This window comes from Vibrio cyclitrophicus, from assembly GCA_023206055.1.
Classification (GTDB): Bacteria; Pseudomonadota; Gammaproteobacteria; order Enterobacterales; family Vibrionaceae; genus Vibrio; species Vibrio cyclitrophicus_A.
Window position 1 is genome coordinate 2,853,434 of the sequence record CP065366.1, and the last position, 16,414, is coordinate 2,869,847.

Genomic DNA, 16,414 nt, shown 5'->3' on the forward strand with positions numbered 1-16,414 from the left:
GCATCGTCTGTAAATCGAACGAGCTATCGATATATTATTCTGTTTTACCTGCACGAGTTTCCCTATGATTAAAGTGAATCAAGTCAACAAGGTTTTCTATCAAGGCACTAAAGAAATCAATGCCTTAATTGATATCAACCTCCATATTCCTCAAGGTCAAATCTTTGGAGTCATCGGCTCTTCAGGTGCAGGAAAAAGTACCCTGATCCGTTGTGTAAATATGTTGGAAGCTCCGACCTCTGGTGAAGTGATTGTTGACGGTATAGACCTAACAAAACTCAGCAAATCAGAACTTAGCGAAGCGCGCCGTAACATTGGCATGATATTCCAGCACTTCAACCTGCTGTCTTCTCGTACTGTATTTAACAATGTAGCACTGCCTCTAGAACTTGCAGGTAAAGATAAAGCGATTATTGAAGCTAAAGTGAGCGAGTTACTTGAACTGGTTGGCCTTGCTGATAAGCGTGATACCTACCCTGCTAACCTAAGTGGCGGTCAAAAGCAGCGTGTTGCGATTGCTCGTGCATTGGCTTCTGATCCGAAAGTACTGCTGTGTGATGAAGCGACCAGTGCTCTGGATCCTGCAACCACTCAATCGATTCTTGAGCTACTGCGTGAAATCAACCGCAAACTAAACATCACTATCCTGCTTATTACGCACGAGATGGATGTGGTTAAAAGCATTTGTCATGAAGTCGCGATCATTGGCGGCGGTGAATTGGTAGAGAAAGGCACAGTCGGTGACATCTTTGCTCACCCTAAGACAGAGCTAGCGCATCAGTTTATTCGCTCAACCTTGGATCTGACGATTCCTGAAGATTACCAAGCACGTTTGCAAGAGACTCGCGTCAACAGCAGCTACCCGTTGGTACGTCTTGAGTTTACTGGCGCAACCGTTGATGCACCGCTAATGACGCAAATTGCACGTAAATTTAATATCGATGTCAGCATCTTAAGCTCAGACCTAGATTACGCAGGCGGCGTTAAGTTCGGCATGATGGTCGCAGAACTGTTCGGTAATGAAGCCGATGATAATGCTGCTATTCAATTCCTACGCGACAACAATGTAAAAGTAGAGGTACTTGGTTATGTCCTTTAGTTTCAACGAGATTGCTGACTGGATCAGCCTTAACGGTAACCTTCTATTAGGCGCAACAGGCGAAACACTTTACATGGTTGCTGTCGCGGGCATTGTTGGCTTCGCTGTCGGTATCCCACTAGGCGTGATTCTACACACGACTAAACGAGGTGGTTTGTTAGAGAACACCAAGCTAAACAAAATTCTCGGTGCGGTTGTCAACGTGGGTCGTTCAGTGCCTTTCTTAGTACTGATGGTTGCGATTATCCCACTGACTAAGATGCTGATTGGTACCTTCATCGGTACAACAGCAGCGATTGTTCCATTGACGATTGGCGCTATCCCATTCGTGGCTCGACTGATCGAAAGTGCGCTACTTGAAGTACCAACAGGTCTAGTGGAAGCGGCTCAATCAATGGGCGCAACACCAACACAAATCATCAATAAGGTTCTGCTTCCAGAAGCACTACCGACTATTATCAACTCAGTAACGATTACGCTAGTGACTTTGGTGAGCTACTCAGCAATGGCCGGTACTGTGGGCGGTGGCGGCCTAGGTGATGTCGCAATTCGTTACGGATTCCACCGCTACGATGTGACCATCATGGCTGTGACGGTAGTGATGTTGATTGTGCTAGTACAAATTATTCAATCAATCGGTGATTCATTAGTTCGCCGTGTTGACCACAGATAACGACTTACAAACCAAACTCAAAGTCGTCTGAACCAAATTAAATAGATTTATTAAAAGGAGATTATTATGAAATTTAACCTTAAAGGTTTACTTACTATCGCAGCAGCGGCATCAGCGCTAGTACTAGCAGGTTGTGGTGACAAAGAAGTCGACACTTCTAAAGTAAAAGTTGGCGTAATGGCGGGTGCTGAAGCACAAGTTGCTGAAGTTGCAGCTAAAGTAGCAAAAGAGCAGTATGGCCTAGATGTTGAACTAGTAACTTTCACAGATTACGTAACACCAAACGCAGCACTGGATGACGGCTCTATCGACATCAACGCATTCCAACACGCACCGTACCTAGATCAGCAAGTGGCTGACCGTGGTTACAAGCTAACTATTGCTGGCAACACGTTTGTTTACCCAATCGCGGGTTACTCTAAAGAAGTGACATCGGTAGACGAAATCCAAGACGGCGCTCGTATTGCGGTACCAAACGATCCAACAAACCTAGGTCGTTCTCTGCTTCTACTTGAGCAACAAGGTCTTCTTGAGCTTCGTGAAGGTGCTGGTCTTCTAGCAACAGTTCGTGACATCGTTAAGAACCCTAAGAACCTAACAATTGTTGAACTAGACGCAGCACAACTGCCACGCTCTCTTGATGATGTAGCACTGTCTATCATCAACACAACTTACGCGAGCTCTATCAACCTGACTCCGCAAAAAGACGGTATCTTCGTTGAAGACAAAGATTCTCCTTACGTAAACCTAATCGTTTCTCGTGAAGACAACCTAAACGCTGAAAACGTACAGAACTTCGTTAAAGCTTACCAAACTGAAGAAGTGTACAACGCAGCTTCTGATATCTTCCAAGGTGGCGTAGTTAAAGGTTGGTAATCACCTAAACTGCAACATCATATAGATACCCGAAGGGGCTGACATAACGTCAGCCCCTTTTTATTTACGGCAGTTTTTTATTTACCGCAATTCGTTAGAAAGGCTCGGCTTACCACCAAGCTTCTACTTGCATACCAACACTCATTTCACTGTTCTTACCTTCACCGAAGGCATTGTCATTTTCTGCATCATTCAGGTAAGTCGCAAAGATACGAAATTCAGGACGTGACCAGAAACCCACTTGCGGAACCCAAGCCTGAGCAACGGTAAACTTACCGCCCACGCCGTCTTGGTTATCAATGGTTTCCACAAAGCCGCCAATTTCAAGAATGGTACGCATACGCTTGTCCCACTTGTAAAGCGGACGGATTACTGCACTGAACGACTCATCATCACTGTTATTCGCACCAACCCCCGTCGACATGGCATAACGAACAGTGTGGCCAAACTCGATATTCTCACCAATCGCAAGTACACCCCAGTTAATCAATCGGAAGCCCTCGGCGTCATTATTGTTTGCATCACGTACGATGCCCTTACCGGTACCAAAGGTTGTCATCTGCTCGGCATAGCCAGAGTTAGCAACTTGGAGAATCGTTTTATTGAAGCCACCAGTAAGGTTTTGATTCAAGCTTGCCGTTAGCATGACGCTGTCATCCGCGTCGACCGTTTGACCTTGTTTTTCATTGGCGAAGTTCATATCAATGCCGACCTCAAGATCCGCATTATTCCACAGTGGGATCCCTGCATAGCGCACGTCTGCAATCATGGCTGTGGTTTCTTTGCCATCAAATACATCCCCCGTAACGGTGTCTTGAATCAAAGCGACCGATAATTTACCTGGGCCCATATTGATGTGCTCTACGCCGGCACCAATACCACTTACATCCCAGTAGTAGTTATCAACGATGTGTACATCATGACGTTGGTAGTAACGTTCACCCGCCCAAATTCCAATGTCCTTATCTCCAAACAGTCCGACTGCCTGAACATTTAATTGCACCACATCAACGCTTTTATCCGCGGCGTTCTCATCTTGGCCTTGCCAGTACGACAACATGGAATCAACTAAAAATGAAACGTCGTCCTCGGCATACACTTCTTTTCTAAAACCAAACTCGCCATACAGGTCATTTTCGTTGCCGAGTCGTCCAACTTTACTCACCTCCCATTTACTATTTGAACCGCCTTCATTACTCAAGCCAACGCCGCCGCGCATGTAGCCATTAAACTCCAATGGCGTGGTTTCATCAGCGTATAAATTAGGTGCAAGTAAAGCAGTAGAGAGTGCAGCAGCAATAGGTAACAGTTTCATCGTCCATTCCTTTAAGATCTAGAATTACGTTATTTTTACAAATGGGAACATTCCCATGGGATCGATCCCATTTATATTGAGAGGATTATAAATTGAAAGGGAACTGATTGATTACTGTGATCCAGTTAACTATTGAAATGATCAAAAGTTGATGGATGTGGAATTATTTCAGTGAATACATGGGGGCTACAGAGAGAGACATGCGGCACAGAATGAGCGTATTTAAGAGCGAAATAGGTTCGACAATATTGGCAAAGCCCAATACTGATTAATGCTCAATATGGCGGTCAAAGAAAGAGAAACAGACGAGAAGCTAGCAGGGAGAAAACAGAGGAATAAGTATCGAAGTATTGATCAACACTTCGATACCTTGAATCGCTAATTAAGCTTTAAGAGTTAGGGATTAGGAGTTACTTAAGATGATCCCAAGAGATGTTTGATACCAGACGGCAGTCATCACACTTGAAATAGAAAATGTCGTGGATCGGCGCATCTAGCAGCCATTCGCCACCACATTGCGGACATTTACGCTCTTTTTCAGCTTTTAAGCTGATGCCACCCACGCGGTACAAGTAGTAATAAGTCGGGATCTTCGTGAGATATTCAATGCGTCCTCTTAAGCCCCAACCGCGTTTGAACAACACACTTTTGGTATCACTGATCTCAGTCAGAGTTGCGTGTTCAGCACGACAGCCCCCACCCATTTGGACTTCATCACAAGCTTGCCATTCTGTCTGCCATTTCAACACGGCTTTATGGTCACCATTAAAGGTTGGCGGGTTGCGGTATAGCGGGATCGGTAACAAGCTGTCGCCACTGCGTAGCGGTGAACAAGTATGAACGAACGTCGTGTAAAGCACCTGCCAGCTAGGCGCTTCGTCTTCAGCTACTTCTTCAGAGTTAAGATCTCGACCAAGCAAGCGCATTTTCGGCGCAAGCAGGCTCGCGTTAGACAAGCGATCAAAACACACTTTTACGAAATCTGAGTGATTACGCGGGTGCAAGCTGTCTTGCTCTGGGCAGACAACGCGAACATAAAACTCACCGTCCCCCATCACGATAGGAAACTCACGACCTAGCACTTGTCCGTTATAACGAAGTGCATCCATTAAGCCATTAACAGCCTTGTCGACAGCGCTTACCGTTGTGTTATCAAAACACTCAAATTGAAGTTCTAGTACGTACATCTGTTTATACCGCTGGTTGTAGCTTTTCTAAAAACTCAGCCAATGTCTCGGCTAGTACATCACGATTCTTGGTGCCCAAGCGCTCTAAAATCACGTTGCCCGTTAGGTTACAGATAGAGATGACATCTAGCTCAGCATCGGTCGCTGCGATAAAAACCGTAGGCTTTAGCTTTAAGCGACGCTGAGTCACGAGGTGGCCTAAGATGTTTTCTTGTAGACATTCGAAGTCTTCATCACTCCAAATCTGTAATAGAGTCAGTTCATTGCCGTCGAAGGTCGCGTTCATGTCTGCGCTGTATTGCGCACCGTAGAAAGTTTTGATGTCTTCGTGCAGCGTCAATTCAATACCCGTTTCTACGTTGGTGAAATCTGCGAACTGCTCACGTGGATAGTGCTTCCATAACACGGCATCGCCGCTCTTTTCTTCTACACATGGCGATACCACGTCCACCAACTCCTCATTGCGAGGTAAGCTTTGGTGTTGCTGTTGCCACGCGTCAACGTATCGCTGACTAAAAGAAAGTAGTGCGTCTTGAGCACGTTGAGTCATGAAAATCTCCTAAACACAAAATAATAAATAGAATCCGAGCCCTTTCCGTGTCGATTAGGCGATGACTTAATGACAGGGTAATGGGGATTCAGTAAAATCGACCCCATTCTAATCGAATTTGAAACGAAAGTATGAGCAAATATTCTGACGCAAAAGAGCTAGCGGGTTTAACCCTAGGCCAAAAAACTGAGTACTCTAACCAATACGATGCAAGTTTATTGCAACCTGTACCTCGTAGCCTGAATCGTGATGATCTTGCGCTAAACGGTGAACTGCCTTTTGTTGGTCATGATATTTGGACGATGTACGAACTTTCGTGGCTAAACACTAATGGCCTACCACAAGTGGCCGTGGGTGAAGTTTTCATCCCTGCAACGAGTCCAAACTTAATTGAATCAAAATCTTTCAAGCTGTACCTAAACAGCTATAACCAGACTCAATTCGAAAACTGGGAACAAGTAACTGAGCGACTGACCCAAGATTTGTCAGCATGTGCAGGCGAAACTGTCATTGTGAATGTAAACTCAGTAACCGACTACACCAACCAACCTATCGTAACGATGGAAGGTGACTGTATCGACAACCAAGACATCCAAATCACTAGCTACGACTTTGAAGCATCACTGCTTGAAGGCGCTGCTGGCGAACAAGAAGTGGAAGAAACACTGCACAGCCACCTATTGAAGTCGAACTGTTTGATCACCAACCAACCAGACTGGGGCAGCGTTGAGATCGCATATTCAGGTAAGCAAATTGACCGTGAAGCTCTGCTACGCTATTTAGTTTCTTTCCGTGAGCACAACGAATTCCACGAACAATGTGTTGAACGTATCTTCACTGACATCATGAAATACTGCGGCCCATCTAAGCTAACTGTATTTGCTCGTTACACGCGTCGTGGTGGTCTGGATATCAACCCATACCGTTCAACAGAGCAAGATAGACCAAGCCACAACAAGCGTATGGCTCGCCAATAATAGGCTCAAGACACACACTTATTGGAACCTACCTCATCTTTAAAGGGACATTGAAATGCGTTGGTTATACGTCGTTAGCCTATTTATTTTAAGCTTAAGCACATCGGTTAATGCGTCGGTCTATTCATCGGCGCTGCTCAATGAAGCCAATAACTTGGTTGAGATCGAGCCGAGCCAAGCAAAACAAATGGCCAACAGCTACCTAACGCTTCGTGTCCTTTCTGATCAACGCGAGAAAAGCCCTTCGGCGATTTCTCGCGAAGAGACAGACTCTTCGATTCGAACGCCAAACAGCAGCATCGATGCCTACAAGATCTTAGCGAAAGCCGAGTACAACCTTGGCAACATTCGCATTGCGATTCAGCACATCGACAAAGCCTCTGAGCTCGCAAAAACCTATAAGCTTGAGTACCTAAAACTGGATCTAGAGATCCTAAAAGTACGCTTACTTTGGCTAAGTGACAGAAAGTCCGTCAAAGCAAAGGCAGAGCTGGCCAATATTGAAACAAACCTAGAATCGGTGAATAAAACCTTACGTCTGACGGAAGGCATTACCTATCGTTTGATCATGTTGAAAGCCGATATCGCCTCTTACGATAACAAGATCGATGAAGCGGAAAAGTTCTACCAAGAAGCGAAGACCTATCTCGACCAGCGTTACTCTGAAAAAGTGACCATCGATTACCACATCTCGGTCGGCGAATTTTACCTGAACCACAAAGAGTACAACCACGCGCTATCTGAGTTGTTGTATGGTTACTGGAAGTCGGTAGAAGGCAACTTGAGCTCTCGTTTGGCTAAAGTAAACCGCCTACTGGCACAGCTTTTCTTTGAGCGCCAAGTATTAGACAAAGCACTAGAGCACCTATCTCAAGCCGCTGATTTTTATGATAACTTTGAAAATTCTCCAGTATTAGCACAAGTGCTTAAGAAAATGGGCGATGTGTACTTTTACCAAGGTAAATACAACCTTGCCCTAGTGCATTTCTTCAACGTCCTGGATCATGAAAGTACTGACCGAGATATCTACCAAGTCATTGATATTCGTCTAAGTTTATCGGCAACCTATTTACGTCTTTATAATTACCCTCTTGCAGAGCAGTACCTAACCCGTGCCCTCGAACTGTTGGAGTACACGGACATTCCGAAACTGGAAGGTCGTGCTGCACTGCTATCAGCAGGTTTGGCTTATCATCTGCAAGAAAGTGAAGACGTGATAAAGCATGCGACACGTGCGCTTGAGATCTCACGTCAGATAGAGAACATGCGCCTGTCACAACGCTCGTACTACTTACTCTCTTTAGGTTATGAACAGGCAGGTCGCCCACAGCAAGCATTGGCAAACCTTAAGCAGTACAACAGCCTTGTCTCTTTAGAGCAGCAAAAACTTAACCGTGTTGGCGAAGACGCGTTCCGTCAACAGAAAGAATTTGCCGAACAAACTCTGCACTACGCAGGCCAAGCGCAAGAGCTAGAGCAATACAAACTGGAGCATCGTAAGTTCCAAAAGATATCATTCGCCCTATTCTTGTTCAGCATTATCTTGTTCTTCTTTGTGTTGCGTCGCGGCTACATCATTCAAACCTTAGCCAAAGAAGTGGACTCACTGCGCACCGACCTATTTACGCACTCACGTTCAAAGCTTCCTAACCTAAGAATGCTCAATGCGAAGCTCTCAAATTCATTGGAACAAACCAGCCAAACCTTTGAGCAATGGCAGCTTGGCGAATTGATTCATGAGCCACTCAACGACCGTTTACGCTTCGTGATGATTGATTTGCCGTTCTTACGCAATATGTACACGCAGAACGGTTACAAAGCCGGTCTAGAACTCGAAGACGCTTTCGGTGAGTTCCTAAAATCTAAGCTTGAAGGCCCAGCTCGAGTCTACCACTTCTCGGATGCGAACCTGCTTTATATCGAGCCAAACGCTGACCGCGATTTATCTCCTGAGGCAATGTTCAGAAAGATTCAATCTTGGGTGAATGACTTCGAGCCAGAACGTAACATCAACCGAACGGTCCGTATGGGTATCGCTGACTACCCGTTTTTGCCTCGCGCATACACCGCGATTAACGATCAAGAGCTGCTCGACGTATTATTAATGTCGACCAATCTAGCTCGTGAGATCAGTCTCAAAGAGCGCACTAGCCAATGGGTCTATCTAAAAGCTATCGATAATGCACCGGCAGCAAGCCTTGCAACTGGTAACATAAGAGAAGCATGTAAACATGCGATTAATCAAGGGTTAATAAAAATACAATCGTCGTACCAGAATGAGGACAACATCAAAAAAATGCTAAAAGATGACTAATTTGCGAACGGTTAAGAGCAGCAAGTCGTGACCTTATTTTTAGTTTTGTTATTATCGCTATAACGGAATTTCATCAAAATGATCGAGATCGGTCTACGCGGCGCTAATAAATACATCTATGGGCATTCTTGAAAAAGACATTCAGGCGCAACTCCACCAGCTGAAATCTCAGTTGGAGCAAGTCCGTTTGACGCAAAGAGACACCTCGTTCAAGTTTATTAGAGAACAAAAAGTTCTAAAGCGTATCGTCACATCTTTAAGTGACGCATGTGTTGGCAGCAACAGCCATTTAGATGAAAATCTCATTGCCCTTAGGGAAGAGCTAGAAAAACAAAAAGACATTAGCTCGATGATCCCAAAGCTGGCGGTATTAGAAAGGATGCTTAAGCAGAAAACGTTGGCTATGGATAAACAGAACGGATATCTGGACGATAGCATTAAGCACAGTGGGGAAACGCTGCAACGCATAACTGGCCTTCCAGCACAGCTAAAACGCGACCTACGAAACTTACTTAGCTTCTCCGAATGCAATGGCAGTCAGAAAGTCGACCATGCCATGAAACTTCTCGGTATTTATGAGCGTGCCATAAAGATTATGGCGAATAACTCACGCACGCATTTTGCCGACGCTGCACAATCTCCAGAGCAAGAACTCCTTTCTGACCTATCAAACGAATTACAACACTTGATCACTGAACTCGACTTCGAGGGTGAATCGGGTGATCTGCTTACCGATATTCGAGCAAAACTGCTGCTTGGTGTTTCAACACAAAACCTACTTGAGCTGACGCTTCAAATTCTCAAGCTGGTTATTGAAGGTACCAATCTAGAACGTAAAAAGTCTGAACAATTTATTGATCAGCTTAACTCTTCTCTAGCGTCCAGCATCAAAACGGCAGACCAAAATGCCGACCAGAGCCAGAGCTACTTTGAGCACCGCCAAGGTCTGAACTCTGAGTTAAATGAACTTGTCACTAGAAGCCAAAGTTCGGTAGATAAAGCGAAGGATATTGATAGTTTAAAGCTGTCGATTAACCCGCTACTCAGTGAAATCGCCTCTCTTTCGGAAAGGTTGAACCACGCAGAGCAAAAAGAACGAGCTCTGATAGAGAGAATGAGTTACGGAAAGACTCAGTTAGATTCACTCTATGAAGTGACCCAAGATTACCGTAAACGTTTGGAAGATCAGGCTCAGCGTATGCTGCTTGATCCTCTAACCAAGGTTTACAATCGCACTGCTTTTACCGATCGCTTAGAGCTTGAGTACCGCCGCTGGATCCGCGCGCAGCACTCGCTACGTGTAGTCCTGCTCGACATCGACAACTTCAAAGCCATCAACGACAGCTTTGGTTATACCGCGGGTGATAAGGCACTTAAAATCATCGCAAGAACCATCACCAAAGAAGCAGGCACAACTGATACTGTGGCTCGCTTTTCAGGTGAAGAGTTCGTCTTACTGCTACCAGAGCAAACCGATGAATATTGCCACCAGGTGATTCAAAACATCCAAGCTCAAGTAAGCCGCTTACCCTTTAAGTTCCGTGACCAACAAATCACGATTACCCTATGCGCGGTAAGTACTCAGTTTAAAGAGTCAGATACACCTGAAGAAGTGTTAGAACGGCTCAATACAACGCTAAATAAAGCAAAACAACGCGGTAACAACCAACTTGTTTGGCACTAAGCCAGCCCTAGATTTAATTTATTTCATTTTTTCAAATACTTATCACATACCATTTCCCTCAATGTTTGCTAAGCTAATGATTAACATTCGCTTAACAAGCATTCTTGGCAAGCAACGCTGTCGTATCCGTTTTGTCTGGTTAACTCTCTCCCACCTTTAACCAAACACTTTCAACGTTTGCTTCTCACTCTCGAGCCAGAGGGTCATTTCAACGCCCCTGCTCTTTTCAACAAGGAGGCACTATGATCACTCATATCAGCCCTGCCGGTAGCATGGATTTACTCTCTCAACTAGAGGTTGAGCGTCTTAAGAAAACCGCATCTAGTGATCTGTACCAACTGTATCGTAACTGTACGTTAGCGGTCCTAAACTCGGGTAGCCACACCGACAACTCCAAAGAGTTACTCGACAAATATCTGTCGTTCGATGTTGAGGTGGTGCGCCGTGAACGTGGCATCAAACTCGAACTGAGTAACCCACCTGAGCATGCCTTTGTCGATGGTGAAATCATCAAGGGTATTCAAGAACACCTATTTTCAGTGCTGCGTGACATTGTTTACGTCAACATGCACTTAGCTGATAACCAAAGGCTCAACCTGACTAATGCCACTCACATTACTAACCTTGTGTTTGGTATATTGAGAAATGCAGGTGCGCTGACGCCGGGCATTGAGCCTAACTTGATCGTGTGTTGGGGTGGCCACTCGATTAACGCCAACGAATACCAATACACTCGCGAAGTGGGTAATGAATTAGGCCTGCGTGAACTGAACATCTGTACCGGTTGTGGACCGGGTGCGATGGAAGGCCCAATGAAAGGAGCGGCTATTGGTCACGCAAAACAGCGTTACACTGATCATCGCTATCTAGGGTTAACAGAGCCTTCAATCATTGCGGCTGAGCCACCAAACCCAATCGTGAACGAGCTAGTGATTATGCCAGACATCGAGAAGCGTCTTGAGGCGTTTGTTCGTATGGCGCATGGCATCATCATTTTCCCTGGTGGCCCCGGGACGGCTGAAGAGCTGCTGTACATCTTAGGGATCATGATGCATCCGAATAATGCCGAGCAGCCAATGCCGATTGTCTTAACTGGCTCGAAAGAGAGCGAAGCTTACTTCCGCTCAATCGATAAGTTCATTGGTGAAACTCTAGGACCTGATGCGCAGAAACATTATGAGATCGTGATTGACGACCCAGCACGCGCTGCGAAGATCATGAAGCAAGCGATGCCAGATGTACGCTCTCACCGTAAAGAGACCGGCGATGCCTATAGCTACAACTGGTCACTGCATATTGAACCTGAGTTCCAACTGCCATTCGACCCGACTCATGAGTCTATGGCGGCGCTTGATCTTCATATGGACCAAAAAACAGAGAGCCTAGCCGCTAATTTACGTAAAGCGTTCTCAGGCATTGTGGCAGGTAACGTCAAAGCTGAGGGTATTCTGGAGATCGAGAAGCACGGCCCGTTCCTAATTGATGGCGACAAAGAGCTAATGACTAAAATGGACCAACTGCTGAATGACTTTGTTGAGCAACATCGAATGAAGTTACCGGGCGGTACGGACTACGTGCCTTGCTATAAAATCGCACCGAGCGATTAAGCACACTCATTCACGAGTAACCAAACAAGTGATAACCAATTGGCAGGCATAAAGTTAATCAGGTTATGACGTTTACGTCGCTAACGTTTCAACTCACCTAGTGATACGTTACTATAAGGGGCTAGCAGCCCCTTTTTTATTGCCTATTTAGTGGAAACTTATGTCTATCCATCTTGTTATTATCGATGCCTTAAACCTCATCCGACGCGTGCACTCTGTTCAGCCGGATCCAACCGATATAGCAAGAACCATCACCACCACTACTCGCACTCTCAATAAGATTCTGAATGAATCAAAGCCCACCCACATCATCGCGGTATTTGATCACCATTTACAAGACCGAGGTTGGCGCGCAGATGTGCTCCCTGCTTATAAGCAGAACCGTAAACCGATGCCAGAACCATTGATGAAAGGCCTTGATGCTATTCAACAAGCTTGGTGGGAGTTAGGCATTGATTCACTGCTGTCTGATGGCGATGAAGCAGATGATCTCGTCGCAACACTGGCAAAGAAAGTGGCTGACCACGGAGAAATCGTCACCATAATCTCGACAGACAAAGGGTATTGCCAGCTGCTATCACCCACTCTACAGATCCGAGATTACTTCCAGCACCGCTGGTTAGACAAACCCTTTATCGAAGCTGAGTTTGGCGTAAAACCCGAACAACTGGCAGATTACTGGGGATTAACGGGCGTAAGCTCTAGCCAAGTACCAGGTATCCCAGGTGTCGGGCCAAAAGCAGCCAAAGAGATATTGACCACTTACCCAGATATAGAAGCAGCTTACCAAGCAGAAGACCTACCGAAAAAGTATCGTAAAAAGTTCGACGAACACATCGAATCCGCTCGTGTATGTAAGCAAGTATCGGCACTCAAAACCGATATTGATTTAGGGTTCAATCTACAAGACATTCGTTACGAAGCAAACGCCTAAGTCCCTGTTTCACAAAGACACAATTTCTAAAAGGCTCTATTGTAGAAAGCCTTTGTTATGTAATGCCTCTAATACAAAAAATGCCCCTTAAAGGAGCATTTTCTTTATCACTGACATAGTAATGAAAATATTAGTACGGCGAGATATTCGAAAGCGACTGAATATGAACCGTGATTTCTTCGCGGTCATGATATAGGTGCTTCGCCTGCATCTTGAATTTAACTTTGTTATCGATAAGGAACTGTTTTAGGTTCTCGATATCTTGCAGTACTTCATCGTAGCGACCTTTCATTGGCAGCTTAAGGTTAAACAGAGCTTCTTTCGCCCAGCCTTTGATGATCCACTCACCCATTAAGTGAGCAACACGTGCAGGTTTCTCAACCATGTCACAAATAATCCAAGTCACGTTCTTACGATCAGGTTCGAACTTAAAGCCATCCACCATGTGGTGCTTAATTTGACCCGTTTCCATTAGGCTATCTGCCATCATGCCGTTATCGACACAGTGAACAAACATAGAGCGCTTAACCAATTGGTAAGTCCAACCACCTGGGCACGCACCTAAATCTACGCCCCACATACCCGGAGCCAGACGCTCGTCCCACTCATCACGAGGGATGAATACGTGGAATGCTTCTTCTAGCTTCAATGTAGAACGGCTTGGCGCATCTGATGGGAATTTCAAACGAGGAATGCCCATGAAGAACTGTGAGTTGTTGGTTGGGTAAGAGTAACCAACAAAGCAGTGACCCGGCGCAATAAAGCATAAATGAAGCACTGGCTTCTTAGCGTTATCTTTCGCAGTCATCAGGCCTTTACCACGCATTGCTTGACGCATCGGCACGGTAAACTTACGGCAGAACTTCAAAAGCTCTTTCGCTTCATTGGTATCTGGCGTTTCAATACGGATATCACCACAACGTGGGAAACCTTCTTTCTCAGAAAGCGCCTCAAGAATTGGAGAGATACGATCGTCTGTTGGGAGATCTTTGATTTCAACAGCAACCGCTAACATTTGACGAGCAAAGATCAGTGATTGGAAATCAACTTCTTTGATCAGCTTATCGGCTTCGCCAGCTTGATAACATTCAAACAATACAAAGCCTGTATTGCTCTTTAAGCGAGGAAAACCAAACACTTCCAGTTGTGTTGCCTTGTCTTGAATTTCGCCAGCACATTCTTTTTCAAAACCAGAGCGACAATAAAGTAGTACGTGTTTCACTGAGTTACCTCTTTTATATTCAAAGCAGCGAAGGAGAAGACTCCCCAACCAATGATAAATAGTAGACCACCAAACGGTGTTATAGGGCCAAACCATTTTATTCCTGTCAGTGCTAAGCCATAAAGGCTGCCACTAAAACAAAGGATGCCGATGATAAAGCAAATTGCCGCAATGAAAAAATATTTTTGTGATTTAGCGCCAAGTTTCATCTGTAGCAGAGCGCCACACGCCAATATCGCCAGAGTATGGATAAACTGGTACTGAACACCCGTCTCAAACACGCCTAGCAGATACTCTGTCAAGACAGCTTTTAACCCATGAGCGGCAAAGGCACCTAGCATTACGGCTATTGCGCCAGAGAAACCTGCAAAGGTGAGTAAATACTTACTTCTCATTAAGCACCTCTTTGATAAACGCCGATAGCTTCTCAACGGTTAAAGCAATGTTCTGCTGTTCGGTGTAGCCAGAACTCTTACGAGGCTTAAAACTATGGTCGCCATCGGGAATAAATTCAACACGAATAGAACCAGACAGATCAAAATCAGCAAACTCTTCACGCTTACCAAAGGTGTCACGTTCACCTTGTAAAATTAAACAAGGTTTCTCTAATTCAGCAAGATGCTCACCTTTGTACTTCTCAGGCTTACCTGGAGGATGGAAAGGAAAACCCAAACACGCCATCGCTGCCACCTTATCAACTTCAGACAAATGGCTCGCCATACGCCCTCCCATTGATTTTCCGCCAATCACAAGCTTATCAGCATCAACCTGCTCAATAATCTCTTGGTAGGCTTCAAGCAGCTTAGGGGCTCGGTCAGGTGGACGACGCTTGCCATCTTCAGCACGTTTAATCATGTAAGGGAAATTAAAACGGATAACTCGTATCCCTTTAAAGGCTAACCCTTTTGCCACCGACTGCATGAACTCATGATCCATACCTGCGCCAGCACCATGTGCAAAGATAAAGGTGATTGGATTGTCTTCACCATCAATGATGACGTTATTCATCGAGTAAATCCTCTTGTTCACTTTGCGCTTTCGCCAGCATCCAGTCGCGGAAGGTGGCAATACGGCCCATGTCAGCTTGTTTCTCATGACAAACCACATAGAAGGCATTCTTGCTCACCAACACTTCGTCAAAAGGCGCAATCAAACGACCCGCTTCGATTTCAGGTTGCGCCAACACGTTGTTACCCAGTGCAATGCCTTGGCCGTGAGCTGCCGCCTGCAACACCATGGTTGAGTGACTAAAGATAGGACCGTGATTGACGTTTACGCCATCAATGCCATTTTGCTTGGCAAACTGCTTCCAATCCTTTCGAGAAGTATCATGCAGTAACGTATGACATGCCAAATCACTGAGCGTTTCTAACGGCTTGGCTCCTAGCAACACCGAAGGTGAGCATAAAGGAATTAAATATTCTTGATAAAGCTTATCGGCTCTTAAACCAGACCAATTGCCTCTCCCATAATAGATAGCTACGTCTACGTCATCGGTCAGCGAGCCTTCATCCATATCAACGGCTTTGATTCGCACATCAATATCAGGCTCTTGTTGATTAAAGTCAGCGAGTCTTGGCACTAACCATTGAATCGCAAAGCTTGGAGGTAAGCTGATGGTCAATGCACCCTTCTCACTTCGCTCAAGCACTTTATCCGTCGCTTCAGCAAGTGATGTGAAAATATCTTTGATATCCAAGAAGTAGCTTTGTCCTTCTTCAGTCAGCAACAAAGAACGATTCCTTCGACGAAAAAGCTTCAGAGACAAAAACTCTTCCAGCGCTTTGATCTGATGACTGACGGCAGCTTGAGTAACAAACAGCTCTTCTGCAGCGCGCGTAAAACTCAAGTGTCGAGCTGCGGCTTCAAACACTCTTAGCGAGTTTAATGGGGGTAATCGACGAGACATAGTTACTCTCTAAATAAGCATTAGTTTTTTTTATCTGAAACATTATAATTTGTCCATTGCCTAGCGG

15 protein-coding genes are annotated in these 16,414 nt (G+C 45.3%); 8 read left to right on the forward strand and 7 right to left on the reverse strand.

Annotated elements, in window-relative coordinates; genetic code table 11:
- Positions 1–64 precede the first annotated feature (64 nt).
- The 3 genes from metN (at position 65) to ITG09_12550 (ending at position 2,648) form a co-directional block, all read left to right on the forward strand.
- On the forward strand, positions 65–1,099 hold the full coding sequence (gene metN, locus ITG09_12540) for a methionine ABC transporter ATP-binding protein MetN (GenBank protein UPR51521.1): 1,035 nt from the start codon (positions 65–67) through the stop codon (positions 1,097–1,099).
- Positions 1,089–1,772, forward strand: coding sequence for an ABC transporter permease (locus tag ITG09_12545; protein UPR51522.1), 684 nt, complete (start codon positions 1,089–1,091; stop codon positions 1,770–1,772). Before metN ends, ITG09_12545 begins: the two co-directional genes overlap by 11 nt.
- Positions 1,773–1,838: 66 nt before the next feature.
- Positions 1,839–2,648 (forward strand): MetQ/NlpA family lipoprotein, encoded by an 810-nt coding sequence (locus tag ITG09_12550; GenBank protein ID UPR51523.1) that lies wholly within the window; start codon positions 1,839–1,841, stop codon positions 2,646–2,648.
- Between the two features lie 109 nt (positions 2,649–2,757).
- On the opposite strand, the gene ITG09_12555 is transcribed toward ITG09_12550, so the two are convergent.
- The 3 genes from ITG09_12555 to syd all read right to left on the reverse strand — a co-directional run bounded on the left by ITG09_12555 (position 2,758) and on the right by syd (position 5,700).
- Positions 2,758–3,963 carry a carbohydrate porin gene (locus ITG09_12555; GenBank protein UPR51524.1) on the reverse strand — a complete coding sequence of 402 codons (1,206 nt, stop codon included), beginning with the start codon at positions 3,961–3,963 and terminating at the stop codon, positions 2,758–2,760.
- A gap of 410 nt (positions 3,964–4,373) precedes the next feature.
- A complete protein-coding gene (locus ITG09_12560) occupies positions 4,374–5,150 on the reverse strand; it encodes a Zn-ribbon-containing protein (protein ID UPR51525.1) in 777 nt (258 codons plus the stop codon).
- Between the two features lie 4 nt (positions 5,151–5,154).
- Positions 5,155–5,700: a SecY-interacting protein gene (gene syd, locus ITG09_12565; GenBank protein UPR51526.1), complete on the reverse strand. Its 546-nt coding sequence runs from the start codon at positions 5,698–5,700 to the stop codon at positions 5,155–5,157.
- Positions 5,701–5,831: 131 nt separating this feature from the next.
- Here syd and queF point away from each other — a divergent pair, with 131 nt between their 5' ends.
- The 5 genes from queF (at position 5,832) to xni (ending at position 13,216) form a co-directional block, all read left to right on the forward strand.
- The gene (queF, locus tag ITG09_12570) at positions 5,832–6,677 is read left to right on the forward strand and encodes an NADPH-dependent 7-cyano-7-deazaguanine reductase QueF (protein UPR51527.1); all 846 of its coding nucleotides are present in this window, start codon (positions 5,832–5,834) and stop codon (positions 6,675–6,677) included.
- Positions 6,678–6,732: 55 nt separating this feature from the next.
- Positions 6,733–8,991: a tetratricopeptide repeat protein gene (locus ITG09_12575; protein UPR51528.1), complete on the forward strand. Its 2,259-nt coding sequence runs from the start codon at positions 6,733–6,735 to the stop codon at positions 8,989–8,991.
- 118 nt (positions 8,992–9,109) lie between these two features.
- A complete protein-coding gene (locus ITG09_12580) occupies positions 9,110–10,675 on the forward strand; it encodes a GGDEF domain-containing protein (protein UPR51529.1) in 1,566 nt (521 codons plus the stop codon).
- 242 nt (positions 10,676–10,917) lie between these two features.
- Positions 10,918–12,282 (forward strand): LOG family protein, encoded by a 1,365-nt coding sequence (locus ITG09_12585; GenBank protein UPR51530.1) that lies wholly within the window; start codon positions 10,918–10,920, stop codon positions 12,280–12,282.
- Between the two features lie 160 nt (positions 12,283–12,442).
- Complete coding sequence (gene xni / locus ITG09_12590; protein ID UPR51531.1) at positions 12,443–13,216, forward strand: flap endonuclease Xni; 774 nt, start codon at positions 12,443–12,445, stop codon at positions 13,214–13,216.
- Positions 13,217–13,346: 130 nt separating this feature from the next.
- Here the strand turns inward: xni and rlmM are convergent, their stop codons facing one another.
- From rlmM to ITG09_12610, 4 genes are read right to left on the reverse strand one after another with little or no spacing between them, the layout of a single operon-like run.
- A complete protein-coding gene (gene rlmM, locus ITG09_12595) occupies positions 13,347–14,438 on the reverse strand; it encodes a 23S rRNA (cytidine(2498)-2'-O)-methyltransferase RlmM (protein ID UPR51532.1) in 1,092 nt (363 codons plus the stop codon).
- Complete coding sequence (locus ITG09_12600; GenBank protein UPR51533.1) at positions 14,435–14,833, reverse strand: DUF423 domain-containing protein; 399 nt, start codon at positions 14,831–14,833, stop codon at positions 14,435–14,437. The genes rlmM and ITG09_12600 overlap by 4 nt, the downstream gene beginning before the upstream one ends.
- Positions 14,823–15,446 (reverse strand): alpha/beta fold hydrolase, encoded by a 624-nt coding sequence (locus ITG09_12605; GenBank protein UPR51534.1) that lies wholly within the window; start codon positions 15,444–15,446, stop codon positions 14,823–14,825. The genes ITG09_12600 and ITG09_12605 overlap by 11 nt, the downstream gene beginning before the upstream one ends.
- A complete protein-coding gene (locus tag ITG09_12610; protein ID UPR51535.1) occupies positions 15,439–16,347 on the reverse strand; it encodes a transcriptional regulator GcvA in 909 nt (302 codons plus the stop codon). Before ITG09_12610 ends, ITG09_12605 begins: the two co-directional genes overlap by 8 nt.
- Positions 16,348–16,414 lie beyond the last annotated feature (67 nt).

Bases quoted from the DNA above. Each gene is read 5' to 3' on its own strand.
- queF (UPR51527.1), top strand. From the start codon at position 5,832: ATGAGCAAATATTCTGACGCAAAAGAGCTAGCGGGTTTAACCCTAGGC.
- ITG09_12585 (UPR51530.1), top strand. From the start codon at position 10,918: ATGATCACTCATATCAGCCCTGCCGGTAGCATGGATTTACTCTCTCAA.
- ITG09_12605 (UPR51534.1), bottom strand. From the start codon at position 15,446: ATGAATAACGTCATCATTGATGGTGAAGACAATCCAATCACCTTTATC.
- ITG09_12600 (UPR51533.1), bottom strand. From the start codon at position 14,833: ATGAGAAGTAAGTATTTACTCACCTTTGCAGGTTTCTCTGGCGCAATA.
- ITG09_12560 (UPR51525.1), bottom strand. From the start codon at position 5,150: ATGTACGTACTAGAACTTCAATTTGAGTGTTTTGATAACACAACGGTA.
- ITG09_12610 (UPR51535.1), bottom strand. From the start codon at position 16,347: ATGTCTCGTCGATTACCCCCATTAAACTCGCTAAGAGTGTTTGAAGCC.
- ITG09_12555 (UPR51524.1), bottom strand. From the start codon at position 3,963: ATGAAACTGTTACCTATTGCTGCTGCACTCTCTACTGCTTTACTTGCA.
- metN (UPR51521.1), top strand. From the start codon at position 65: ATGATTAAAGTGAATCAAGTCAACAAGGTTTTCTATCAAGGCACTAAA.
- ITG09_12545 (UPR51522.1), top strand. From the start codon at position 1,089: ATGTCCTTTAGTTTCAACGAGATTGCTGACTGGATCAGCCTTAACGGT.
- ITG09_12575 (UPR51528.1), top strand. From the start codon at position 6,733: ATGCGTTGGTTATACGTCGTTAGCCTATTTATTTTAAGCTTAAGCACA.
- ITG09_12550 (UPR51523.1), top strand. From the start codon at position 1,839: ATGAAATTTAACCTTAAAGGTTTACTTACTATCGCAGCAGCGGCATCA.
- xni (UPR51531.1), top strand. From the start codon at position 12,443: ATGTCTATCCATCTTGTTATTATCGATGCCTTAAACCTCATCCGACGC.
- ITG09_12580 (UPR51529.1), top strand. From the start codon at position 9,110: ATGGGCATTCTTGAAAAAGACATTCAGGCGCAACTCCACCAGCTGAAA.
- syd (UPR51526.1), bottom strand. From the start codon at position 5,700: ATGACTCAACGTGCTCAAGACGCACTACTTTCTTTTAGTCAGCGATAC.